Source organism: Streptococcus parapneumoniae, assembly GCF_037076355.1.
In the GTDB taxonomy this organism is placed as follows: domain Bacteria; phylum Bacillota; class Bacilli; order Lactobacillales; family Streptococcaceae; genus Streptococcus; species Streptococcus parapneumoniae.
Genome location: NZ_AP026968.1, coordinates 1,955,673 through 1,979,977 on the forward strand (window position 1 = coordinate 1,955,673; position 24,305 = coordinate 1,979,977).

The window sequence follows — 24,305 nt, forward strand, 5'->3', positions numbered from 1 at the left end:
ATTTAGGCCAAAAAAGCCAACAGAAGTTCTCTTCTGATAAACAGAAAAGAATCTTGTTGACCTTACTTCTAAAAATCTATAAGTAGCAAAGATTCTAAAATGACAGAATCCTTGCATTATTGTCCCAACTCTTCCTCGACTACTTCCAAAGCCCGTTCAATGACCACATGCATGTCGTAGTATTTATAATCAGCCAAACGACCACAGAAAATGACCTTATCATTCCGTGCTGCTTCTTCTTGATATTTAGCAAACAGGGCATTGTTTCTCTCATCATTGATTGGATAATAAGGCTCATCTCCACGTTTCCAATCAGCTGGGTATTCACGAGTAATGACCGTTTTAGCTTGTGCTCCGTACTCAAAATGTTTATGCTCAATAATACGAGTATAAGGAATTTCTCGCTCTGTATAGTTTACAACTGCATTTCCTTGATAGTTCTCTTCATCAAGAACTTCATGCTCAAAACGAAGACTACGGTATTCTAACTCACCATATTTATAATCAAAGTATTGGTCAATCATCCCCGTAAAGACAACTTTTTCAGCAGAAGCTTCTAATTCCTGACGATGGGCAAAAAAGTCAAGGCCAAGTTCTACTTCTACATCTTTCAGCATATTTTCGATGATAACGTTGTAACCACCAATTGGAATTCCTTGGTAACGGTCATTAAAATAATTATTATCAAAGGTTAAACGAACTGGTAGACGTTTGATGATAAAGGGTGGAAGGTCAGTCGCAGAACGTCCCCATTGCTTTTCAGTATATCCTTTAATCAACTTTTCATAAATATCTGGACCGATCAACTTGATAGCCTGCTCTTCCAAGTTTTTAGGTTCAACGTCCTTCATGTGAGCCGTTTGCTCAGCAATCTTATTTTTGACTTCTTGAGGAGTTTTTGTTCCCCACATAGCATAGAAAGTATTCATATTGAAAGGTAGATTATAAAGGCTACCCTTGTAATTAGCTAGAGGCGAATTGATATAGTTGTTAAACTCAACAAATTGATTCACATAATCCCAAACTTTCTTGTTAGAAGTATGGAAGATATGGGCACCGTATTTATGAACATTAACTCCTTCTACATTCTCACAGTAGATATTTCCACCAATGTGGTCACGTTTATCAATAACTTTTACTTTTTTTCCACGCTTGGTTGCTTCATAAGCAAAAATTGCTCCCGACAAACCAGCACCAACGATTAGATAGTCGTACATAGTCTCTTCCTTATCACTTATCTTTACATCTCCTTAACTATAGTAAAAGAGAGGATCTTAGTTTCAATCTATTTTAGCACAAAACAAATCATTTCTTAGTTTTCAATAGCCGAGTGATTTAAAAAGACAAGCACCAAAACTGATGTTTGTCTTTATGATTTTGCTTGAAAAGGCTATTTCTAACTATTTAACATGTTTTTCTGCTTCTTTTTGAGCTTTTTCAATTGCTTTTTTGCTTTCTTGCTCCCATTTGGCCTTGGCTTCTTCATACTGTTTGGTTGTCACAGTATCTTTTTGCAGTTTCATGTACTTGTAGTTATTGCCATCACCCTTAATGCCAACCAATGAATAGCCTCTTGTAAATGGCGTCACTTTGGTTACAGATGCTGTGCCACCACTTGACATAGCTGACATAATCAGAGAATTGTCAATCATCCAAGCCTGTGCTTCAGCATATTTTTCATAGCGTTTGGCTACATCTTTGTTTTCACTGTCTGCATCTTTGAGCATCTTAGTGTAGGTATCCAGACCTAGGCTAGTGATTTTTTCCTTATCTTCCTTGGCATCTAGTCCAAAAATCTTAAGGTAGAATCCATCCTCTGCATTGAAAGGATTGAGATAAGTTGACGGATCTTGGTAGTCACCTACCCAACCATCAAAGTTCAAATCGTAGTCACGATCAGCTGCTGTTGGCGCTAAGAAGGCTACGTTATTAAAATCATCTGTTGAAAGTTGCTGAACGTCAATGACAATGTTATCAGCACCTAAAACTGATTCAAGGGTCTGCTTAACTGAGTTCATACCTGTCACGGCATTTTTGCTTGTCTGATCAACCGCCACATCCAAGTGAATTGGGAAGACCACACCTTGACTTGTCAATTCTTTTTTAGCTTCCGCAAATTTTGCTTGGGCTTTTTCTTTGTTGAAATAGGCATCCTGAGCATCTGCCAAGTTAATACCTGACCATTCTGTACCATAGTTGACCAATTTAGAAGCGACTACTTCTCCAAAGGTCTTGTCTCCAACTTGGACAAATGTAGGAGGCGCCAAGGTGTTACGAAGGGTCTTGCTAGCCACCTCTTCCCCATTTGACTGGGCAGAATAAGCTGTGCGGTCCAAGGCAAAGTTCACTGCTTGGCGGAAGTTTTTGTTCAAGACAGCTGTCTCAGTTGACTTCTTCTGCTCATCTGTCGTTTTAGCAGTGTGATTGTAAGCCTTACGGTTAACGTTGAAATTGAAGTACCAAGAAGTCTTATCCTGCAAACTATAAATGATATTATTCTTATATTTCTCCTTTGTCTTGGCAAAGTTAGAACTATTTGGATAAACCCCAGCGATTGAATAAGCTCCACTTTCAAAGTTACGGATGGTCAATTCTTGGTCTGAGCCATCAAAATAAGCTAATTTCACGTGTTCAATCGATACTTTGTCATGATCATAGTAATGCGGATTCTTCACATACTCGATCGATGATTTTGATGTGAAATCTTTTAACAAATAAGGTCCGCTGTAGAGAATGCTATCTGGAGATAGGGTCCCAAAATCTTTCCCTTTTGAATTTAAAAACTCTTCGTTTACCGGGAAAAGAATACTGTTGGTTGTTTTTGAATTCCAGTAAGGTTCTGGGCGTGTCAAAGTATACTCAACAGTCTGGTCATCAATGGCCTTAACCCCAACCTTAGAAAAATCAGAATCCGCTCCTGTAATATAATCATTCAAGCCCTTGATCGAGTTTTGAATCAGGTCAATGGCCTGTGATTTATTATCCACTGCGTACTTGATACCTGTCACAAAATCTTGCGCCTTGACTGGGGCGTACTCTTCACCGTCAGCCGTGAACCATTTGGCATCTTTTCTCAATTTATAGGTATAAGTCAGACCGTCGCTCGAAACAGACCAGTCTTCTGCCAAAGATGGAACTAGGTTTCCATAATTGTCATTTTCAAGCAAACCATCAACTAGGTTGGTTATAATCGATGTATTATCGGCGTAGTAGTCTAATAAATAGTTAAATGTAGTTGGATTTCCACTAAAGGTTGATGAGTAAGTTTTTGTATCTGAACCTGATTGACCGCAAGCAGCTAAAAGCAAAGCAGCTGCAACAGTCAGGCCTGCACTAAGGACACGCTTTTTTGTATTCATCTTCTCTCTCCTTTATGTTAGTTTTTATAACATATATTTATTTTACCAAAATAGTGGGAATTTGTAAAGTTAATTGAATTTTGAGAATGAAAGTTTATAAACTTTAGTCATAAAAAAACAAAGGATTTCTGCCTTTCATACAGTCCTCCCTTGTTTTTATGCGATTTATCATTTAAATATCAATGAATTAACTGATAACCTAACGAAAGCAAGATTCTCATTCACATTATTTTATGTGCTTTTCTAAATCCTTTTGATACTGAGCATTCGATTCCAGTTTTTCCTTTTGCCACTTTTTGAAGGCTGCATCATACTCTTTAGTTGTCACAATATCATTTTGAAGTTCCATTCCTTTAAAAATAAATGGATCCCCCTTAATACCGACCTGTGAATAAGCTTTGGTAAATGGAACAGTACGACTAACCATAGGAGAGCCCCCTGAAGAAGCAACTGGAATAAGAAGTGAACTATCAGTAACCCAAGCCTGTGCTTTGGCATACTTTTCGTATCGTTTATCAAGATTACTTGTCTCAGAAGCCGCATCATCCAAGAGCTTCTTGTATTCATCCAAGCCAACTTTCGCCACAACTTCAGGATCCTTGCCCTTTGTTATACCTAGATGTTTCAAGGCAGAACCCTTCTTAGCATCTAAAATATTGAGATAGGTTGCTGGATCTTGGTAATCTGGTCCCCAACCTGTTCCGTTCAAATCATAATCTTTTTGGGTTGGAACTTTAGCTTGAGAAGTAATACTTTCCTTCTCATTATCTGTCATTTGAAGAACATCTATAATTACATTCTCCGTTCCAAGCGTTTCTTCAATTGATTGTTTTAGCGAATTGGTTTGTTGAACCGCAACTACATCAGTTTGCTCAACAGGCACATCCAAATGAATCGGGAAACTCACTCCCTTAGCTTGCAATTCTGACTTCGCTTTTTCAAATGCAGATTTAGCCTTTGTTGGATTGTAAATTGTATCCTTACCATCTGTGAGAGTTACATCTTTCCACTGTTCTCCATATTTCAGTAGTTCATCCTGAGCCAACTGTCCGAAGGTCTTCCCAGCTACTTGAACATAATTATCTGGCACTAGACTATTACGAATAATCTTATCCGCACCCTCTTCACCGTTTAATTGAGCTGTATAGGCGTGGCGATTAAATGCAAAATTAAGAGCCTGACGGAAGTTCTTATTGAGAAGAGCTTCTTTTGTTGATGTTTTTTGTGACTCATCTGTTTTAGCTGTTTTATTGTAAGACTGGCGGTTTACGTTCACAGTGAGGTAGTAGCTTGTTGCCTCTTGTGGACTATAGACAATCTTATCTCCGTACTCTTTCTTAGTTGACTCAAAGTTTGAGCTTGCTGGAAAAAGACGTGCAGTGGTATAGGCACCTTGTGTAAAGCTACGAATTAAGGATTCTTGATCTGAACCATCATAGAATGTCAATTTAACATTATCAATTTTGACATTGTCCTTATCCCAATAGTTAGGATTTTTTTCATATTCAATCACAGATTTAGAAATCAAAGATTTCAAAAAATATGGGCCATTGTAAAGAATACTTGATGGAGTTGGCGCTCCGTAATCCTTGCCTGTTGCATTCAAAAATTCTTCATTTACAGGAAGCATGGTTGCAGTGGTTACTTTAGAGTTCCAAAAACTTTCCGGGTTATTAAGGGTATATTCTACCGTATAATCATCAAGAGCTTTCACACCTACAGTTGAGAAGTCGTTTGTCTCACCACTAACATAAGCCTCCAATCCTTTGATAGATTTCTCGACCAAAGAAAGACCATCGGATTTTCCGTCTGCTGCATGTTTCAAACCTGTAACAAAATCCTGAGCTTTAACTTCCGCATACTCTTCTCCTTCAGAAGTATACCACTTCACCCCCTTACGAAGTTTGTAAGTGTAAGTCAAACCATCTTTAGAAACTGACCAATCCTCTGCTAGAGAAGGAATGAGATTTCCATATTTATCATTCTCTAAAAGACCGTCGACGACATTACCTATTACGTCAGAAGTTGAACTTTTACTTGTAAGGCTATAATCCAAGGATGATGGATCAACTGCATAAACATAAGAAAATGTTTTGGGAGCATCTGCATTCTTTTCACTTTTCCCACAAGCTGCCAAAAGAAGGGCCACACTCAAGGTCACTCCTGCTCCTAAGAGCCACTTTTTCGATTGCATAAATAATCTCCTTCAAAATAGTATTTTCACTATTATACCCTATTTTTTTATAAATGCAAGACTTCTTGTAGAATTTGTTAGAAAATTCTAACAAATGTTTTTAAAAGAGTTTTTACACAACTTTTAGCAAAAAGAGGCTGGGAAAAAAGTCTTTAAAACAAAAAACGCATAATATCAGGTCTTGAAAAAACTTGGTACTATGCATTTTATTGTGGAAAGATTTACTTCATTTTCTCCTGAAGTCGAGTTTTTGCCCAATCTCTCTCATTTTAGTCAGTCAATTCCACACAGAAAGCATCCCATGGAGCCAAGATTTGTTTTTCAAAGACTTCTTGAGCTAGGGTGTTTTCAATCAAGACAGATTTGACGTTTCCTTCTACTACCAAGTCTTGCTCTTCATTGGACAAGTTAGCCACGACTAGGAAACGACGGTCGCCATCTTTACGGATGTAGGCAAAAACCTTATCAGTCGTTTCAAGCAATTCAAAGTCAGCTCGAATCAGCCAGCCGTTCTCCTTACGAATTTGGACCAACTTCTGATAGGTATAGAAAATAGAATCTGGATTTGCCAGCGCTTCTTGAACATTGATTGTTGGATAGTTTGGATTGACTGCTAACCAAGGTTGACCTGTTGAGAAGCCAGCATTTTTGCTCTCGTCCCATTGCATAGGGGTACGGGCATTATCTCGTCCAATGACACGGATACTGTCCATGATTTCTTCCATCGGAACACCTTTTTCAAGAGCCTCACGCGCATAGTTAAGGGATTCAATATCTTCTACTTGGTCCAGCGTTTCAAAGGGATAGTTGGTCATCCCAATTTCCTCACCTTGGTAGATATAAGGAGTCCCTCTCATGAGATGAAGTAAGATGGCAAAGGCTTTGGCAGATTTTTCGCGATATTCTTGGTCATTTCCCCAGATAGAGACAATACGAGGGAGGTCATGATTGTTCCAGAAGAGAGAATTCCAACCGTCCTCAACTCCTAACTCTGTCTGCCATTTGTTGAAGATTTCTTTTAACTTAGCGATATTCAGCTCTTTTTGATAGTGCCATTTAGGTTGCCCTTCCTGATACTGAAGACCGATGTGTTCGAACTGGAAGACCATAGACAATTCTTGCCCCTTTGGATCTGAGTAGAGCTTGGCAATCGCTGGCGTTGCTCCCCAAGTCTCCCCTACTGTCAAGAGATTCTTATCTCCAAAGGTCGCCTGATTCATCTCCTTGAGATAGGGATGGAGCATAGGACCATTATTGACTACTTTCTCGTCAGGAATTTTGCCAATCATGTCAATGACATCCATGCGGAAACCGCCAATCCCTTTATCAATCCAGAAGTTCATCATCTCATAAATTTTCTGGCGAAGTTTTTCATTTTCCCAGTTGAGATCCGGCTGTTTCTTGCTGAAAAAGTGAAGATAGTATTGACCTGACTTTTCATCGTATTCCCAAGCAGAACCACTAAAGATAGAATCCAAATCATTGGGTTCATCACGCCAAATATAGTAATCTCTCTCAGGGCTATCAGGATTTTCACAGGCCTCGACAAACCAAGCATGTTCATCTGAGGTATGATTGACCACCAAGTCCATGATGATACGAATATCACGCTTTTTAGCTTCCGCAATCAGTTGGTCCATGTCCTCCATAGTTCCGAAAATAGCTGCAATCGCTTGATAATCAGCAATATCGTAGCCATTATCATCCATAGGGCTGTCATAAACAGGAGAAAGCCAAATCGCTGTGATTCCTAACTTAGCTAGATAGTCTAACTTACTGGTAATACCTGGCAAGTCGCCAATTCCATCTCCGTTGCTATCCATAAAGCTCTTAGGATAAACTTGATAGACTACGGCATTATGCCACCATTTTTCTTGCATCTTCTTACCTCATTGTTTTCATAATCTACAGTCTATGATAGCGTTTTTTGAAATTTTGTGCAAGCGTTTGCCTAATCTTTTTGATTCCTTTTTTAACTCCATAGTTTCCTAACTTCCAATTTTTTATTATAATAGAGGTCAGAGGTAAAAAAATGAAAAAACAAGCTTTTAGTTCTGAACAATATTTGAATCTTCAACGCGACCATATCTTGGAGCGCATTAACCAATTTGACGGCAAGCTCTACTTAGAGTTTGGCGGTAAAATGTTAGAAGATTTCCACGCCGCTCGTGTCCTTCCTGGTTATGAGCCTGACAACAAAATCAAGCTCTTACAAGAGTTGAAAGAGCAAGTTGAGGTTGTGATCGCCATTAACGCTAGCAACATCGAACATTCCAAAGCACGTGGTGACTTGGGCATTTCTTATGACCAAGAAGTTCTTCGTTTGATTGATAAATTCAATGAGCTGGGAATTTTTGTCGGCTCAGTGGTCATTACACAGTACGCTGGCCAACCCGCTGCAGATGCCTTCCGCAACCAACTTGAGAAAAACGGAATCGATTCTTATCTTCATTATCCAATCAAAGGATATCCGACGGATATGGATCACATCATTTCTCCAGAAGGTATGGGGAAAAACGACTATATCAAAACCAGTCGCAACTTGATTGTCGTAACCGCTCCTGGACCTGGTTCTGGAAAATTGGCAACCTGTATGTCCAATATGTACCACGACCAAATCAATGGTATCAAGTCTGGTTACGCTAAATTTGAAACCTTCCCAGTTTGGAATCTTCCCCTTCATCACCCAGTCAACTTGGCTTACGAGGCTGCTACAGCAGACCTTGATGATGTCAACATGATTGATCCTTTCCATCTCCAAACCTACGGAGAAACCACTGTCAACTACAATCGTGATATCGAGATTTTCCCAGTGCTCAAGCGCATGTTAGAACGTATCCTTGGTAAATCTCCATACGCTTCTCCGACAGATATGGGTGTCAACATGGTTGGTTTCGCTATTACAGATAATGAGGCTGCTGTCGAAGCCTCTAAACAAGAAATTATCCGTCGCTACTATCAGACTGTTCTTGATTTCAAAGCCGAAAAAGTGGGTGAATCTGCTGTCAAGAAAATTGAGTTGCTCATGAACGATCTCGGCATCACACCTGCAGACCGTAAGGTTGCTGTCGTTGCACGTCAAAAAGCAGAAGAAACTGGTGGACCAGCCCTAGCCCTTGAATTGCCAACTGGGGAAATTGTCACTGGTAAGAACTCAGAACTCTTTGGCCCTACAGCAGCTGCCTTGATCAACGCCATCAAGAAATCAGCTGACATTGCCAAGGAAGTAAAACTCATCGAGCCTGAAGTTGTTAAGCCAATCCAAGGTCTTAAAATCGATCATCTGGGTAGTCGCAATCCACGCCTGCATTCAAATGAAATTTTGATTGCACTTGCTATCACAGCTACAGAAAATTCTGATGCTGCTCGTGCTATGGAAGAACTTGGCAACCTCAAAGGAAGCGAAGCCCACTCAACCATCATCTTAACCGATGAAGACAAGAATGTCCTTCGTAAACTAGGTATCAACGTAACCTTTGATCCTTACTACCAATACGACCGCTTGTATCGTAAATAAAGATTTCAACCTCTCCACTCTCGGAGAGGTTTTCTCTCTGTCTCAGGAGCCAGCTTTATGTTATAATGAAATTAGAAAACTGAAAGGATTTACCATGTCAAAAGAAGTTATTGTCGAAAGTTTTGAACTTGACCACACTATTGTTAAAGCACCTTATGTCCGCTTGATTGGGGAAGAAACAGGGCCAAAAGGAGACATCATCTCCAATTATGATATTCGCTTAGTGCAACCTAACGAAGACTCGATCCCTACTGCTGGCCTTCACACTATCGAGCACCTCTTGGCCAAACTCATCCGTACCCGCATTGACGGTATGATTGACTGCTCACCATTTGGTTGCCGCACAGGCTTCCACATGATTATGTGGGGGCGTCATACCAGCGCTGAAATTGCGGCTGTTATCAAGGATTCGCTCAAGGAAATCGCTGAGACTACTACTTGGGAAGATGTCCCTGGAACAACCATCGAATCTTGCGGTAACTACAAGGATCACAGTCTCTTCTCTGCTAAAGAATGGGCAAAACTCATCTTGGAACAAGGGATTTCAGACGATGCCTTTGAACGTCATGTGATTTAAACGTAAAAAGGAACCAGTTTTTCAGCTGGCTCCTTCTTTTTTATGCTCAAAATTCTGTCTTAGGCTTTTTCACGAATGACCAAAACACCATCTTCCATGTCAGCTTCTAGGTGTTTAGCATCAAGGTTATCCAAGTGGAAGTCTGTGACTTTGTCACGGATTTGTTGTTCAACCACACGACGGAGTGGACGAACACCCATGACTTCATCGTAGCCTTCCTCAGTCATGTATTCTTTAGCAGCTTCGCTCACTGCCAAGTCAATGTCTTTCTTAGAAAGCGTCTTGTTAACTTCAACCAACATAAGGTCTACAATCTTAGAAAGATCTTCTTTGCTCAAGTGTGAGAATTCGATGACAGCATTGAAACGGTTAAGGAATTCTGGACGGAAGAATGGTTTCAAACGATCCATCAACTCTGGTTTATCCGCATCTTCTGTCAAGTTGGCTTCATAGCCAAATCCAGCATTTGACGTTGCAATAATGACAGTGTTTTTAAAGTTAACAGTATTTCCTTGGCCATCGGTCAAACGACCATCATCCAAGACCTGAAGGAGAAGGGTGATTACTTGAGGATCAGCCTTTTCAATCTCGTCCAAGAGAATGATAGAGTATGGATTGCGACGAACACGTTCTGTCAAGGTATTGCTATTGTCATCATAGCCCACATAACCAGCTGTTGTACCGATTAACTTAGAAACAGCTGTACGGTCACTGTATTCAGACATATCCAAACGGATAATCGCATCCTTGGTTCCAAACATATCCAGCGCCAATTGCTTAGCAAGTTCTGTCTTACCAACCCCAGTTGGTCCTACAAAGAGGAAACTACCGATTGGGCGATTGCCTTCATCAAAACCAGCACGATTACGACGGATAGCACGGGCTACAGCTTCAACTGCCTTATCTTGACCGATTACCTTATCTTGCAGACGATGAGCCATATCTTTCAAACGTTCGATATCTGAAGCTCCCATTTGCGATACTGGGATACCTGTTATTCGTTCCACAGATTCAGCCACATCGTTGACACTTGCAGTCACTTTCATATCTTCTGTGTGGTTTTCGATTTTCTTTTCCAGTTCTGCGATACGTGTTTTATAGTTTAGAGCTGCTTCAAAATCTTCTGACTCAACAGCTTTTTCTTGCTTGTCTTTTTCTGCCTCAATTTCCCGTTCAACAGCATGCACATCTGTTACAGGATGTTGGGCTGCCAAGTGTGCTGCCGTTACATCGACAAGATCGATAGCCTTATCTGGCAAGCTACGTTGAGGAATGTATTGAACAGAATAATCTACTGCTGCTTTCAAGACTTCGTCTGGCAAGATGACATTGTGGTGTTGTTGATAGAGATCACGAATTCCTTGAAGGATTTTATATGTATCCTCTGCTGAAGGAGCATTGACCTTGACTTCGTTGAAACGACGAGCAAGAGCTGCATTCTTCAAGATGGTGTTACGGTATTCGTCTTGAGTCGTTGCCCCAATCACTGTCAATTCTCCACGGGAGAGGGCTGGCTTGAGAATATCCGCGAGCCCCTTAGAACCACTGTCTCCACCAGTGCTACCAGCACCAAGGATTTGGTGAATTTCATCGAAGAAGAGGATAATATTCCTTGCTTCTTTCACTTCATTGACTAGGTTTTGGACATTTTCTTCAAAGCTACCACGATATTGAGTCCCAGCTTCAAGACCTGAGATATCAATAGAAATAATTTCCTTATTCTTAATAGCAGCTGGAACATCACCATTCACAATGGCTTGTGCTAGACCTTCGACAACTGCTGTCTTACCAACGCCTGCATCTCCGACTAAAACAGGATTGTTCTTGGTACGGCGTGAAAGAATTTCAGATGTCTCTTGAATTTCCTTGTTTCGTCCGATAACAGGATCCAGCTTGCCCTCACGCGCTTCTGCTGTCAAGTTTCGACCTAGTTTCGCAAGGACACCGTCTTGTTTCATACCTGACGTATGTTGTGGCATTTGTCCATCAACTTCTACATTTCCTGGCAATTGACCAGTTGCACGATAGTGAGCAAATTCCTCAGGTGTGACTTCACGTCCATTAATCAAGTAACGACGATTTTCAGAACTGTATCCGCGCATACCACCCATCAATTGGTTAAATAAATCATCCATGTTGTTAAAATTATTAAAGTTGTTGTTCATATTCTTTACCTCTTTTTGTTATTTATTATTACTGATATTGACTATCTTTGACCTTTGTTTTAAAAAATTTAGACTAGCTAAATCGCTACTCTACGTACTATTTCTGGTTTTTCTTTTTCAAGCAGGAGTAGACTATCTTTACTTCTAAAGATTTCTAGATGAAACATAGACCCACCTCTTTCTTTTTTACTTTAAATAAGCGTTCTAGTAAGGCTTTCATTTACCTTACGTTCATAATATACTACATTAGTCAGAAAAGGTCAAGGATTTTGACTTTGACTGACCAATATTTTTTATACTCTTCAAAAACCTCTTCAAACCACGTCAGCTCTATCTGCAACCTCAAAACCGTGTTTTGAGCAGCCTAAAGCTAGCTTCCTAGTTTGTTCTTGATTTTCATTGAGTATAAGTGTTCACATAAGGTTTTCATTTACCTTACGTTCATAATATACTACATTAGTCAGAAAAGGTCAAGGATTTTGACTTTAATTGACCAATGTTTTTTAAAAAGCAAAAACACCCTGAAAAATCAGGGTGCCGTTCTTACATCAAATACAAAATTGCTAGCGTCAGGAGACTTGCTAGAAGTCCCACTCCCCAAAAGAAGAAGTCAACCTTCCACTCGCTCCAAGGATTTCCTTTACCAGACAATCCTCCAAGCTCAAAATGGTGATGCACAGGCGTCATACGGAAAATACGTTTACCACCTGTCAGTTTAAAATAACTGACTTGCATCATGACCGAAGTTGTTTCAAAGACATAAACAATTCCGATAATCAAGAGAGTCCATTCTTGGTGGAGGGCCATAGAGATAGCTGCCAACATTCCACCTAGGGCCAAACTTCCCACATCCCCCATAAAGACTTTAGCAGGCTTATGGTTAAAGACGAAGAAACCAAGCAAACCACCAATCATGGCAAGAATCACTAGAAGGATATCCATCTGACCTTGCACATAGGCAATAACTCCATAGGCAGACAAACTAATCACAACGGAAATACTAGCTAGACCGTCAATACCATCTGTCAAGTTGACTGCGTTTGAAAAACCAACTAGCCAGAAAAGAGCGAAGACAATATAGAAAATTCCTAGATGTACTTGGTAACCAAAGACAGAAAGCATATCGCCACCGCGCTCATAGAAAAGGTAGAAAATGACGCCACCTAGAAGCTGAAGAGCCAATTTCTGTTTGGGATTAAGGCCCTCATTGATTTTACGGAAGACCTTGAGGAAGTCATCTAAAAATCCGATTAAACCATAAAGAACCAAGATAAATAAAATCATACCAACATTATTGCTGAGTTGATTACTAAATAGGGCGAAAAAGAAAGCAAGCAAAACAGAAGCAATTAAGAAAACCAAACCTCCCATTGTAGGAGTCCCAGCTTTTGCCTGGTGCTGTTTGACATCCTCATGCATCTGCTGGCCTGTAATTTGCGCCTTTCTATAAAATTGGATAAAGGCCGGAATTCCTACTAAAGTTAGTAAAAATGTCACAATTCCAGCACTGATGGAAATAAACATATTAGTCTCCTAAAGTTAATTTAATTTTTTTAATGTTTTTGATAGCTGTATTAGTCCGAACATCTTGCTTCTGAACGATGGAACCTGAACCTTCAAATTCCAGTTCAATATCCAACCATTTAGCAAAGGCCTCGGCAGTCTCTTTTTTCCAGCCATACATGTCTGGAATTTCTTCCACCTTATCCGATAAAAGGAGAACTTGTTGGTTTGGTGCAAGATTTTTTCCTTCTTCTACAGAAGTCTCTTTAATCTTTGTTCCAGTACCTACAACGATGGGTTGCACAATATTTCGGCGTAAGGCCTCCGCCAACTCACCAGGTGAAATATCCTTGATGCTAGGCATTGCATAAGAAGATTCTGTCGTAACTTTATCTAAATTTTTGGCTGGAGATTGAAGATTGAGAGATTCTTTCATAGCTGAAGCCCGCTCCAAGATTGGGGTGGCAAATTCTCCCAACTGGATACCTGAATAATGCTCAGGCTGTTGAACCGTTACATACAAGATAAAATCAGGATTTTCAGCAGGATTCATAGTCACAGCTGAGAAAATATAATTGGTAGAACCAACCAAGTATCCTCCATTTTTCTCATCAGCGATTTGAGCCGTACCGGATTTAACTGCTACATTTTGTCCAGGAACTGTTATAATTGGCTTTCCTGTGTAGTGATTATACATAGTTCCATATAGAGGGTCCGTCCCAACTAAGATCATGTGATTTCGAGTTGTGCTTGCTGCCTCTTTGGAAACAGGATTTCCTACTATTTCTTTTTGTGACTTACGTACAGACTGATTGTTAGTATCATAAATAGCACTTATAAATTTTGGCTCCAGCATAACTCCATCATTAGCAATAGCTGTAAAGGCACGAAGCATTTGTGTTTGTGTCACTGAAATTCCTTGCCCAAATGAGCTTTGAGCAATACTAACAATATTATCAGCTGGAAGTTGACCAGCGTATTCATCTGTCAAGCCAAAGCGAGTTGGAACCCCAAATTTAAAGCGTTTTAGATAATCCAACCAAGTAGCATCTCCCATTTTTTGTTCAAGTAGACTCATTCCAACATTACTGGAGTGAGCGAAACCTTGTAAGAAAGTCATCATCCCACCAGTAGTCAAACCTTCATTAACATCCCAATCTCGAGTCGTCGCATCCGCTATTTTGAATTCACTGCTATTGAAGTATTCTCCACTTGGGAAGGTATTATTATCAATAGAAGAAGCTAACGTCATAACCTTCATGGCTGATCCTGGTTCATAGTTACTTTGATAAAGAATATCACGCCAAACAAAGTCCTCAGTGATTCCTTCTTTAGTATCTGCATTAAAGGTAGGTCGTTGGGTGGTAGCGAGGATTTCACCGGTCTTTGCACTGACCAAGGTCGCGGTCATATACTTACCTTTTACTTTTTCTAGAAAAGCATCCATCTGGGTTTCCATAAAGGACTGGAGGGTGCTGGAAATAGTCGTATAAACATCCTTGCCATCTACCGTCTGTTGGGAAACTTGTTCTGTTCCAGGTACAATATTACCCAGACGATCCTTTTCATAGGTAATAATACCATCTTTCCCTGCAAGAATACTGTTCAAGGAACTCTCCATCCCAGAGGTTCCCAGCAAGCTCTTGCTGCCATCTTCATTTTCATGGAGCTGAGCTAGTCCGATAAAACTAGAAGCAAATTGTCCGTTTGGGTAACTACGATTGGGACTGGTTGTAAAATCAATCCCCTTGACCTCTGCAGTTTCCAACTCTTTTTTGATAGACATCATATTGGCATAGGTAATCCCATTGCCCTTTGCTCCAAAGGAAACTTGCTTGAGATTAGGTTGCGAGAGTTGCTCTCTTACATAAGATTCTTCCATGTCCAGATACTTATGAAAGACCTCTGCAACCTTGTTAAATTGTGTTTTTTCTACGTAAAGAATCTTACCCGTTGCTGACTTATAGTTCTCATCAATAACCGCATAGACATTATAGGAGGTTGCATCCTCAGCAATTGGGACTCCATTTCGGTCATAAATAGTCCCACGTTTGGCAGGAACTATACGGGTGGTTTGATGAACCTTCTTAGCTTCCTTCGCTAAATCTGTTCCAAAGCGAGTGCCCGTCCCAATAATGACTGCAAAATTGACTAAAAAAACGGCAAAAACAAAGACAGATAATAAACTCAGACTTTTTCCAACTCTGCGTCTGTTTTCAGCCGGCGATTTCCGATTTTTCGTCGCATAACGGATTACTCTTTTTGTCCACTTCATATCTTACTCCGCTATTCGAATATTTTCATTGTTTAATTGCAAATCGTGTGAATTGGCAATCTCTTTCAAACGTTCTGCACGTAATAGTTCATTGACCTCTTGCTTGGCATCGTCCAATTCGGTCTTCTTTTCCTCTATCTGCGCATTGATTTTTGTCAAATCATTCTGCACTTGCAAGAGCTTGGTCTGCATAAAAATAATACTAATGGCTACAATAAGAGTGGTTACAGCAATGGAAAAGTAAAAAGCTTTTTCCACACGCGAAAACCGTTTAAGTTGCATCTGTAGTATTTGACCTGTTTTTTCCATTTTTTCTGCCATCTTTTTCCCTCTTACTTGTGAATTTTTCTGACCACGCGCAACTTGGCTGAGTGCGAGCGGTTATTGGCTTCTAATTCTTCTGCACTTGGCAAGATTGGCTTACGGGATACCAATTCCATCTTGGGCTTGAGATCATCTGGGATGAAAGGCAAGCCTTTTGGAACTTCAACTGTTGAAGCTTCCTTGAATAACTGCTTGGTCAAGCGGTCTTCCAAGGAATGAAAGGTAATCACTGAAATCCTACCATCCAGAGCCAACATATCCATAGCCTGCTGGATGGACTCATCTGCCGCTCCCAGTTCATCATTGACTTCAATCCGAATAGCCTGGAAAATCTGCTTGGCAGGATGACCCTTCTTCTTGAGTTCCTTGGCAGGTTTAGCCGACTTAATAATCTCTGCTAACTCAGTCGTTGTCTCGATTGGCTTGACTTCACGCGCTTGTTCAATCTTGCGGGCAATCTGTTTAGAAAATTTATCCTCACCATACTTGAAGAAAATACGAACCAAGTCATGATAGTCATAATGGTTCACCACTTCATAGGCTGTCAGGCTAGCATCCTGATTCATCCGCATGTCCAGTGGCGCATCCTTTTTATAAGAAAAACCACGCTCACGCTGGTCCAATTGAGGACTAGACACTCCCAAGTCATAACAAATCCCATCAATTTCCTGAACACCAGCTTCGCGCAAACGTGCCTGCAAATGACGGAAGTTATCCTTAATAAAAGTCACCATTCCCTTTTCAATGTAGAGTGCCAAACGTTCCTGCGCATTGTCAATGGCATTCTGGTCCTGGTCAAAGGCATAGAGATGGCCCTTTTCACTTAATTTACTTAATAAATACTCGCTATGGCCTGCTCCACCCAAAGTCGCATCAACGTAGATACCGTCAGGCTTTACGTCGAGCATATCAATCGTTTCGTGGAGTAAGACCGTTACATGATGAAATTCTTTTGTCATATCTTATCTATTTTACCACAAATCCGACCAGCTTGCACTAGTCAGACAAATCGGACAAGGAGACTACTATTTCTTCAAAAAATATGTCAAAAATACTTGACACTTCATATTTAAAAGACTATAATATAGTCAAATATATACGACATAAATCAGAAAGGAGACCAGATGAATCGTGTGAAAGAATTTCGCAAGGAACTGGGCATTTCCCAGCTCGAACTCGCCAAGGATATCGGTGTCTCGAGACAGACCATCAATATGATTGAAAACGACAAGTACAATCCAACCCTGGAACTCTGTCTCAATCTCGCCCGCAGCCTCCAAACTGACCTCAACAGTCTCTTTTGGGAGGATAATTTTTAAAAAAGGAGCAAACTTATGAAAAAAGAAACCTTCACGGAAAAACTGATCAAACGCATCTACGGAATTTCTGGCCCTCTTGACGAACACAAACGACGCGAGGCTGATCGTATCGGCAATCAAGTTTTTATCATCCTCTTTTATCTGATGACATTTGGGAATCTCATCCCCGTCGTCCTCGCTTATAAATACCCGCAAATTGTCGCTATCGGCTATCCTCTTGTGGTATTCGGCATTTCGATGATTTCTGCTCTCTATGTGCTCTCCCAAACCAAAAAAACAGGGATTACAGCTATTGATCCAGATATGCTGAGTGAGAAAGAAAGTAAGCAACTACATTACCCTGGTCTGAAAGCTGGAATAGTCTATGGATTAATGAGTTTTTTTACAATCCCTCTTCTCCATATACTGCTAGGTGAGAGTCAGGACTATCTTCAGTCACTTCTTGCTTTTAAAAATATTTTTTCAAGCATCCTCCAGTCTGTCTTCTTTGGAGTGGTTATACAGATTCTCATCTCCCGTCGCATTGCAAAAACTAAGAAAAATCCGGATGAGGATTAGGAGGAAACTCATGAAAAAAGAAAAGAAACAGTTACGTTATCCTGGTCTGAAAGCAGGTTCGATTTATGGAACAGTGATATTTTTTATAATTCCACTTATTGATACCCTAACAAGTGAAAATCCAAATTTTATCACTTCTCTTCTAAATACAAAACATATTTTTAAAACTATACTGGGAGCTTTCTTTTTCGGAGTGATGATGCATATTGTCGACTCACTTCGTATTGCAAGAGCTAAAAAAGACCAAGATTAGGAGGTCCCCTATGAAATCACTATTAACTTTACTGACCTATCATCTTTTGTTCAGTTCTCTGCTTATCTTCATCATCATTTCAGGGAACTTAATCAGAGAGATATTCCTCGTGCTAGTCTTTATTCCAGCCCTTAACAAAGGACTGACTTATCTAAAGATTGACTCCCAAAAAACACGCATACTCAACTTAGCACTATGCTTTATGATTCTATCTTTACCACAACTGATGCTCATCTCAAGCGATTGGAAATATTATTTACTGCTGACTATCGCTAGCCTTTCTTCTATCACTTATCTTTATTATCTCTATCAACTCGTTAAAGAAGTCAATCAAAAACCGCTCATTTAGGAGGTTACTAGTATGAAAAAAGATGACTTAACCACTCGCTTACTTCGAAATCTCTTTCACATTCAGGGTCCTTTTGATGAATGCAGACAAGAGATTATCTACAAAGCTTGTGCCCGTTCTATGGTTCAAATCGTTTATTCTTCCTTCTTCCTCTTCTTGTTTTATCTGTTATTTGGACGCTTCATAGAGGCCGTTCGCTATGCCATGCCCTACGTTTACTCTGGACTCATTTTTTTCATTACTTTAAAAACTCAAAGAGCCGTCAAAGAACTCCATCTGGAAAAAGATGACAAGTCAGAAATCATCCTCAAGACCTACAGCAAAGCCCAAATCAAATTTCGAAGCTGGGTTGTGTTTATCGGTCTTCAGATTGGCCTCTTTACCCTACTCATCTTTCATAAAGTCTTCGTTCAGCAGATGTCCCTTTCAGATTTTGTGAAATTGCTCATGCAATTCGATAAAAGTGTTCCTTTCCTGATGTATGGCCTGATTATCGGTAGCATTTTTGGAACCCTGACCTACGGCTTTCTATCCCTACAGGAGGAGAAAACTCCTAAAAATACCAAACAGAAGGAGAAAAGCAAGTAATGACTTCACTATACGATTTTTCAGTCTTGAACCAAGACAATCAAGAAATCTCACTAGATGCCTATCGTGGTAAGGTACTCTTGATTGTCAACACTGCTACTGGATGTGGTTTAACTCCCCAGTACCAAGGACTCCAAGAACTCTATGAACGCTATCAAGTTCAGGGATTTGAAATCTTAGATTTTCCTTGCAATCAGTTTATGGGACAAGCACCAGGTAGCGCAGAGGAAATCAACACCTTCTGTAGCCTACACTATCAAACCACTTTCCCACGTTTTGCCAAGATCAAGGTCAACGGTAAGGAGGCAGATCCCCTCTATGTTTGGTTGAAAGACCAGAAATCTGGACCACTAGGAAAACGAATCGAATGGAATTTCGCTAAGTTCCTCATCGGTCGTGATGGGCAGGTCTTTGAACGCTTCTCTTCAAAAACAGACCCAAAACAAATTGAAGAGGCGATACAAAATCTACTATAATTTTACAATCTCATTATAATTAGGTTTCCTTTAGCCTATTGAATAGTGAGATTTTTTGATTGGCTTTGACTTAAATAGAAAAACACTCCATGATATGAAACATGAAGTGTTGTAAAGTCTATGTTGTAGGTGCTTATTTCACATTTTCAATGTGACCAATGATAACAAATACCATACCGAAGCTTCATATACACTAAACAAATGACTTTCTAATTATCTCAATTAGTTTTGGCTAGTAAATATCATTTCCAACAAACGCCCTCTCAATTCCTTATCCTGATGATGCAAGATATTCATTAACTCATGAGAATTTTTCGCATTGATGAATTGATTTAACAATCTATCTTTTAATTCATATGGCAGAGAAGCCGTTTTTAGTAGTCTAAAAACTTCATCATTTAGGGATGTCCTTTTATGATCTTTCCATTCAAATCTAGCTGTATCATTCTTATTTGGCAATTCAATTATAGGCACATTCGTTCCTTTAAAATGAATTCTATGCCTTCTATTACTTGGAACGATACTAGTATCTCCTTGTAATGTTAACTCTACCATCCCCATTTCCCAGTCGATTGATAATCTTGTTTTATATCTTTGACCATTTTGATCTTCAATCATTTCAAAAGAATGTTGTTTGCCTGGGAATACATACCAATCTACAACTTCAGGTAACTCAACACCCATATCTATCTCAGAACCAACCAAGGGAATGATTGCACCACTTTTTGCAAACACAGGTATAGTCGAAATATCTCTATAAACACTTAACTTCACACCACCTGTGTACTTTTTCTCTGAAAAGAAGTCATACCATTCACCTTCAGGGAACCATACATCTACTTTTGCAGATTGGAATGCCAAATCCATCTTTTCTACAATGGGAGCCACCATCAGTTCTGTTCCAAAAAAGTATTGATTTGGGACATTATAGCTCTCATCATTCTCTGGGTAGAAATAATACATTGGGCTGATTAATGGGGCACCTTCTTCATGTGTCTTTACATTCATGGTATATAGATATGGAATCATCTGATGTCTCAAACGAAGGTATTTCTTCATAATCTTAGATGTTGTTTCTGAAAAAAACCAAGGTTCTTTACTATTGAAGGGACTTCTAGAACTATGTAAGCGAGTAATCGGACTAAAAACGCCAAACTGTAGCCATCTAGTTTGTAGCTCCTCGTCATAATCCCCTAGCATGTGTCCACCGATATCATGACTCCACCAACTATAACCGATATTAGATGCTGTTGCTGTAAAATAAGGTTGAAATCTTAAGGAATTCCAACTAATAATAGTGTCCCCTGAAAAACCAACAGGGTAGCGGTGACTACCAGGACCTGCATACCTTGATAAAATCAAGCCACCTTCTGCATTTTTACAACTATCCTGATAATGATAATGGTTTAAAAGCCATAGTGGATCCAACATGCCTTGTGTCCCTTGTTGCCAGTCAATCCACCAAAAATCTACTCCCTGCTTTTCTAGTTCATAATGAACATCTTTAAAGTAGGATTCCCTAAAAGAGGGATTAAAAAAATCAAAAATAGCAGGTTCCTCTAATTCTACATTTAACCCCAATCGTTTGGCAACCCGAGGATAAGCTTCTTCATAAGCCCGTATACCATCAGCAGGATGGACATTTAAGGAGAGTTTTAACTTTCTATCATGAAGTTGTTGCAATAACTGTTCTGGATTAGGTATTAAGTTTTTATTCCAACTATATCCTGTCCACCCACTTCCAAAACGGGCTGGAATTTCAGTTATATGCCAATCCATATCTAACACACCGATAGATAATGGAATTTTCTCTGTTTCAAATCTGTCTATTAAATCCAAGTATTCATCTGACGTATAAGGCCAATATCTACTCCACCAATTGCCTAAAGCATATCTTGGCAACAAGGGTGTTGAACCAGTCAAATGGTAAAAGTCTCTGATTACTCCTCTATAATCATGCCCATAGGCAAAGAAATAGAGGTCAATTTGATTTTCTCTCTCAATATAACCAGACTGTTCATCCCAAATAAATCCTTGAGAATCATCCAATAAGGCTATACCATTTCGGCTAATAATTCCATCTTCTAACGAGATTGCTCCATCTGCCTCATCCAGAGTCCGAGCTGTTCCTTTTAACGTTTCAATAGATTCACCAAAATACCAGCGACTACCATATACGGCAAAATTTCCTTTTAATTCTATAAATAAATTTTCGGCGTTAAATTCTCCTTTATTAAAGTGCAGATGAAAATAGTCCGTCATAATATCTAGTACATTTGATGTCTCGATATAATCTAACGAAACTTGGCCAAAATCTCTATTATAGATAAGTTGTGTCGTTCTATCCTCAAAACTTCCAGTTTGAGAGTATTCTAGCCTTACTAACTTGTCTGTTAATACAGAGATTCGATAAAATTCTCCCTTAAAAATTTTCAATTTGTTGTCCTCCTTTTAGTAAATTTCTTTACCTTATCAAACATTTTATTTGTTATCGTTACATTCATCAATCCGCAAAAAGCAAATCCCCCAAATGTAAATACGTAAATAGCTGTTAAAACTCGTTCTGGACTACTAAAACTCATATACAGTACAGAAATATTAAATAAAACCAACATGATAGCTTGTATTGGATTTAAAAGACAAATTAATACGCTATTTACAATACTATTTTTTAGATTATCTTTAAATAGACCAATATAGGAAAAAATAACACTCATCAAAAGTATTATAACAAATAAAAAGGGCAACACTAACAATAAACTATACTCTGAAAATAAACTTGAATAGCCCCAAAGACAATAGTTCACATATAAAAGTAATTCTATTAGGAGGATAAACAACCAAATAAAAGTTGACTGTTTAAAATTTCGTCTAAAGATCCGAAAATAATGATAAGCAATATCGGTATCTTTACCTTTTAAAATACGATACCACATTGTCGTAAGAGAAGTTAATGATGCCCCAATTGTAACTATTGGAATACAACTAACAATAAATAGAGTATTTAAAATAATTAAATCTGTCAAAAAAGTTAAAATTCTAACCACTTTTCCATCTAATGAAAATAATTTTTGCATAATAGATATCTCCATAAAATCGATTGCCCTAACTCTATATTTTATAATGTCAGTTGTACAAAAATATTACCTAAATTATTTAAAAAACATTTCCAAATTTCTTTAAAAATTAGAATAAAGGAAGCGAGATAATCTGATGTTATCAGTCTCGCTTCCTATAATTAGCTAGTCCCTTGTTCATACAACCAAGAGTTCATATAAAATATTACTCTTTTACTTCTTTTTGGTAACGATTATATGCTTCCTGTTGAATCTTCATAAATTCGTCCAATCCCATATTCTTAAGAGTTTCTTTGTATGAGTCCCATTCTTTTTCTATGCCGCCTTCAACTACCCATTTAGATGCTTGTTGTTTGACATAAGATTCAATACTCACATAGATTGATGATAATTTGTTAAGCTCTTCTTGTGAATAAATCACATTAGGGTAAGCTGGCAACGCAAATTGTTTCAAATCTTGGTCCATCTTCAATTTCAATCCATCACCTTGTGTTTGATCGATTTCTACGCGACTATTGATATCATCGCTTACGTATTTAGGACCAAAATCTCGAAGTGAATGAATCCATGCCCATTCATCAGCTGATTTACCATCTTTAGGAGGTAACACTTTAAACTTATCACCATTCTTTTCAGTAGCTATTCCAAATGATCCATAGAAATTCTGAATACTTGCTTCATCTGTATATAATTTATCCAACCATTTCAATAATTTAGCAGGGTTTTTGCTCTTATTTGTAATCAAAATTTCATTTCGACCATAGTTGTAATGATCTGGATCAGAAAAGACATATTGTTTACCATCCATACCTTTTAAAGCAGGTAGAGCAATATATTCACTTGAATGTAAGCCAAACGTTGCATCTGCTGTCCAACCACTAGAAACACCTACTCTAGATACTCCCTTATCCATACGTTTTGCTACACTCATAGAGGTATCTTCTGTAAAGATTTCCGGATCAATCAAACCTTTTTTATAAGCTTCATGCATTGCTGCAATCCCTTGTTTATAACTTTCTTCTGTACGAAGGTAGACTGGTTTTCCATCTTTTACAGACATTTCATATGTATTATCTGCACCTAAACGATTATTGAACGGAAGAATATATGAGAATGTTGGATCAAAGTTTCCTGCTCCGAATGGAATTTCATCAGAAGCATCTCCATTTCCGTTCGCATCTTTATCCTTAAATTCTTGTAGTACTTTTACTAAATCATCATAAGTTTCTGGAACCTTTAATCCTAAATTATCCAGCCACTTTTTATTAATAAATAGCTGATTAGCTACTGTAGGACGCATCGGTAATTTTTTAGGTAGACTGTAGATATGACCATCTGGTGAAGTAATCATAGCTTTAATCTTAGGTTCTTTCTCCATAGCCTTAGTTAAATTTGGCATGTTTTCTTTGATTAAATCTTCCAATGGAATAAATAAAGATTGGTTCTGAGCAATTTCTGAATCTGTAAAAGCATTTGAACCTAAAAATGCATCTGGTAAATCTCCACTAGCAACCAACACAGATTTCTTATCTGCCCAATCTGCGGCTACAAGTGTATCCCATTTAACATCAATACCTGCTTCCTTGGCCGAATCTGTTAGAAAACCTTTATGATAATCTTCCCCCCAGTCAGACCAACGAACAGTTGTGATTTTATAAGAATCTTCTCCAGACTTATCGTCCTTATTCGCATTATTGGAATTTGCACAGGCTGTTAAGCCAGCAAGTGTAACTGTTCCTAAGAACAAATATGTAAATGATTTATGTTTCAT

20 protein-coding genes are annotated in these 24,305 nt (G+C 38.9%); 8 read left to right on the top strand and 12 right to left on the bottom strand.

Features of this window, described 5'->3' with window-relative positions; genetic code table 11:
• Positions 1-116: 116 nt before the first annotated feature.
• From glf to SP4011_RS09745, 4 genes are all read right to left on the bottom strand, one after another.
• On the bottom strand, positions 117-1,217 hold the full coding sequence (gene glf, locus SP4011_RS09730; RefSeq protein ID WP_338619102.1) for a UDP-galactopyranose mutase: 1,101 nt from the start codon (positions 1,215-1,217) through the stop codon (positions 117-119).
• Positions 1,218-1,400: 183 nt separating this feature from the next.
• On the bottom strand, positions 1,401-3,359 hold the full coding sequence (locus tag SP4011_RS09735) for a peptide ABC transporter substrate-binding protein (protein WP_338619103.1): 1,959 nt from the start codon (positions 3,357-3,359) through the stop codon (positions 1,401-1,403).
• 226 nt (positions 3,360-3,585) lie between these two features.
• On the bottom strand, positions 3,586-5,553 hold the full coding sequence (locus tag SP4011_RS09740; RefSeq protein ID WP_338619105.1) for a peptide ABC transporter substrate-binding protein: 1,968 nt from the start codon (positions 5,551-5,553) through the stop codon (positions 3,586-3,588).
• A gap of 269 nt (positions 5,554-5,822) precedes the next feature.
• Positions 5,823-7,433, bottom strand: a complete 1,611-nt coding sequence (locus SP4011_RS09745) for an alpha-glucosidase (RefSeq protein ID WP_338619106.1) — start codon at positions 7,431-7,433, stop codon at positions 5,823-5,825.
• 152 nt (positions 7,434-7,585) lie between these two features.
• Here SP4011_RS09745 and SP4011_RS09750 point away from each other — a divergent pair, with 152 nt between their 5' ends.
• Both SP4011_RS09750 and SP4011_RS09755 read left to right on the top strand, forming a co-directional pair.
• Entirely contained in the window at positions 7,586-9,070 is a 1,485-nt protein-coding gene (locus SP4011_RS09750; protein ID WP_338619108.1) for a DUF1846 domain-containing protein, read from the top strand.
• 94 nt (positions 9,071-9,164) lie between these two features.
• Positions 9,165-9,647 carry an S-ribosylhomocysteine lyase gene (locus SP4011_RS09755; RefSeq protein ID WP_000032547.1) on the top strand — a complete coding sequence of 161 codons (483 nt, stop codon included), beginning with the start codon at positions 9,165-9,167 and terminating at the stop codon, positions 9,645-9,647.
• A gap of 59 nt (positions 9,648-9,706) precedes the next feature.
• On the opposite strand, the gene SP4011_RS09760 is transcribed toward SP4011_RS09755, so the two are convergent.
• From SP4011_RS09760 to rsmH, 5 genes are all read right to left on the bottom strand, one after another.
• Positions 9,707-11,812, bottom strand: a complete 2,106-nt coding sequence (locus SP4011_RS09760; protein WP_338619110.1) for an ATP-dependent Clp protease ATP-binding subunit — start codon at positions 11,810-11,812, stop codon at positions 9,707-9,709.
• 543 nt (positions 11,813-12,355) lie between these two features.
• Complete coding sequence (mraY, locus tag SP4011_RS09765) at positions 12,356-13,336, bottom strand: phospho-N-acetylmuramoyl-pentapeptide-transferase (protein WP_338619112.1); 981 nt, start codon at positions 13,334-13,336, stop codon at positions 12,356-12,358.
• A 1-nt stretch (position 13,337) separates the two neighbouring features.
• Complete coding sequence (pbp2X, locus tag SP4011_RS09770) at positions 13,338-15,590, bottom strand: penicillin-binding protein PBP2X (protein ID WP_338619113.1); 2,253 nt, start codon at positions 15,588-15,590, stop codon at positions 13,338-13,340.
• Positions 15,591-15,593: 3 nt separating this feature from the next.
• Complete coding sequence (ftsL, locus tag SP4011_RS09775; RefSeq protein ID WP_000818547.1) at positions 15,594-15,911, bottom strand: cell division protein FtsL; 318 nt, start codon at positions 15,909-15,911, stop codon at positions 15,594-15,596.
• A gap of 11 nt (positions 15,912-15,922) precedes the next feature.
• A complete protein-coding gene (gene rsmH, locus SP4011_RS09780; protein ID WP_338619122.1) occupies positions 15,923-16,873 on the bottom strand; it encodes a 16S rRNA (cytosine(1402)-N(4))-methyltransferase RsmH in 951 nt (316 codons plus the stop codon).
• Between the two features lie 165 nt (positions 16,874-17,038).
• Between rsmH and SP4011_RS09785 the strand changes: the two genes are divergently transcribed.
• From SP4011_RS09785 to SP4011_RS09810, 6 genes are read left to right on the top strand one after another with little or no spacing between them, the layout of a single operon-like run.
• Positions 17,039-17,233 carry a helix-turn-helix transcriptional regulator gene (locus SP4011_RS09785; RefSeq protein ID WP_001082471.1) on the top strand — a complete coding sequence of 65 codons (195 nt, stop codon included), beginning with the start codon at positions 17,039-17,041 and terminating at the stop codon, positions 17,231-17,233.
• A gap of 15 nt (positions 17,234-17,248) precedes the next feature.
• Entirely contained in the window at positions 17,249-17,791 is a 543-nt protein-coding gene (locus SP4011_RS09790) for a DUF3278 domain-containing protein (protein ID WP_173282733.1), read from the top strand.
• A 10-nt stretch (positions 17,792-17,801) separates the two neighbouring features.
• Positions 17,802-18,044, top strand: coding sequence for a hypothetical protein (locus SP4011_RS09795; RefSeq protein ID WP_000711746.1), 243 nt, complete (start codon positions 17,802-17,804; stop codon positions 18,042-18,044).
• A gap of 10 nt (positions 18,045-18,054) precedes the next feature.
• A complete protein-coding gene (locus tag SP4011_RS09800; protein WP_173282732.1) occupies positions 18,055-18,393 on the top strand; it encodes a hypothetical protein in 339 nt (112 codons plus the stop codon).
• A 12-nt stretch (positions 18,394-18,405) separates the two neighbouring features.
• Positions 18,406-18,981 carry a DUF3278 domain-containing protein gene (locus SP4011_RS09805; protein ID WP_338619126.1) on the top strand — a complete coding sequence of 192 codons (576 nt, stop codon included), beginning with the start codon at positions 18,406-18,408 and terminating at the stop codon, positions 18,979-18,981.
• A complete protein-coding gene (locus tag SP4011_RS09810) occupies positions 18,981-19,457 on the top strand; it encodes a glutathione peroxidase (protein WP_338619128.1) in 477 nt (158 codons plus the stop codon). The genes SP4011_RS09805 and SP4011_RS09810 overlap by 1 nt, the downstream gene beginning before the upstream one ends.
• 222 nt (positions 19,458-19,679) lie before the next feature.
• Here the strand turns inward: SP4011_RS09810 and SP4011_RS09815 are convergent, their stop codons facing one another.
• From SP4011_RS09815 to SP4011_RS09825, 3 genes are all read right to left on the bottom strand, one after another.
• Complete coding sequence (locus SP4011_RS09815; RefSeq protein ID WP_338619129.1) at positions 19,680-21,893, bottom strand: glycoside hydrolase family 31 protein; 2,214 nt, start codon at positions 21,891-21,893, stop codon at positions 19,680-19,682.
• Positions 21,890-22,534 carry a YesL family protein gene (locus tag SP4011_RS09820; RefSeq protein WP_338619130.1) on the bottom strand — a complete coding sequence of 215 codons (645 nt, stop codon included), beginning with the start codon at positions 22,532-22,534 and terminating at the stop codon, positions 21,890-21,892. The genes SP4011_RS09815 and SP4011_RS09820 overlap by 4 nt, the downstream gene beginning before the upstream one ends.
• Positions 22,535-22,739: 205 nt before the next feature.
• Positions 22,740-24,305 carry a sugar ABC transporter substrate-binding protein gene (locus tag SP4011_RS09825; RefSeq protein ID WP_338619131.1) on the bottom strand — a complete coding sequence of 522 codons (1,566 nt, stop codon included), beginning with the start codon at positions 24,303-24,305 and terminating at the stop codon, positions 22,740-22,742.

Excerpts from the sequence above, each read along its gene's own strand:
- glf (WP_338619102.1), bottom strand. The coding sequence starts at position 1,217 with ATGTACGACTATCTAATCGTTGGTGCTGGTTTGTCGGGAGCAATTTTT.
- SP4011_RS09735 (WP_338619103.1), bottom strand. The coding sequence starts at position 3,359 with ATGAATACAAAAAAGCGTGTCCTTAGTGCAGGCCTGACTGTTGCAGCT.
- SP4011_RS09740 (WP_338619105.1), bottom strand. The coding sequence starts at position 5,553 with ATGCAATCGAAAAAGTGGCTCTTAGGAGCAGGAGTGACCTTGAGTGTG.
- SP4011_RS09745 (WP_338619106.1), bottom strand. The coding sequence starts at position 7,433 with ATGCAAGAAAAATGGTGGCATAATGCCGTAGTCTATCAAGTTTATCCT.
- SP4011_RS09750 (WP_338619108.1), top strand. The coding sequence starts at position 7,586 with ATGAAAAAACAAGCTTTTAGTTCTGAACAATATTTGAATCTTCAACGC.
- SP4011_RS09755 (WP_000032547.1), top strand. The coding sequence starts at position 9,165 with ATGTCAAAAGAAGTTATTGTCGAAAGTTTTGAACTTGACCACACTATT.
- SP4011_RS09760 (WP_338619110.1), bottom strand. The coding sequence starts at position 11,812 with ATGAACAACAACTTTAATAATTTTAACAACATGGATGATTTATTTAAC.
- mraY (WP_338619112.1), bottom strand. The coding sequence starts at position 13,336 with ATGTTTATTTCCATCAGTGCTGGAATTGTGACATTTTTACTAACTTTA.
- pbp2X (WP_338619113.1), bottom strand. The coding sequence starts at position 15,590 with ATGAAGTGGACAAAAAGAGTAATCCGTTATGCGACGAAAAATCGGAAA.
- ftsL (WP_000818547.1), bottom strand. The coding sequence starts at position 15,911 with ATGGCAGAAAAAATGGAAAAAACAGGTCAAATACTACAGATGCAACTT.
- rsmH (WP_338619122.1), bottom strand. The coding sequence starts at position 16,873 with ATGACAAAAGAATTTCATCATGTAACGGTCTTACTCCACGAAACGATT.
- SP4011_RS09785 (WP_001082471.1), top strand. The coding sequence starts at position 17,039 with ATGAATCGTGTGAAAGAATTTCGCAAGGAACTGGGCATTTCCCAGCTC.
- SP4011_RS09790 (WP_173282733.1), top strand. The coding sequence starts at position 17,249 with ATGAAAAAAGAAACCTTCACGGAAAAACTGATCAAACGCATCTACGGA.
- SP4011_RS09795 (WP_000711746.1), top strand. The coding sequence starts at position 17,802 with ATGAAAAAAGAAAAGAAACAGTTACGTTATCCTGGTCTGAAAGCAGGT.
- SP4011_RS09800 (WP_173282732.1), top strand. The coding sequence starts at position 18,055 with ATGAAATCACTATTAACTTTACTGACCTATCATCTTTTGTTCAGTTCT.
- SP4011_RS09805 (WP_338619126.1), top strand. The coding sequence starts at position 18,406 with ATGAAAAAAGATGACTTAACCACTCGCTTACTTCGAAATCTCTTTCAC.
- SP4011_RS09810 (WP_338619128.1), top strand. The coding sequence starts at position 18,981 with ATGACTTCACTATACGATTTTTCAGTCTTGAACCAAGACAATCAAGAA.
- SP4011_RS09820 (WP_338619130.1), bottom strand. The coding sequence starts at position 22,534 with ATGCAAAAATTATTTTCATTAGATGGAAAAGTGGTTAGAATTTTAACT.
- SP4011_RS09825 (WP_338619131.1), bottom strand. The coding sequence starts at position 24,305 with ATGAAACATAAATCATTTACATATTTGTTCTTAGGAACAGTTACACTT.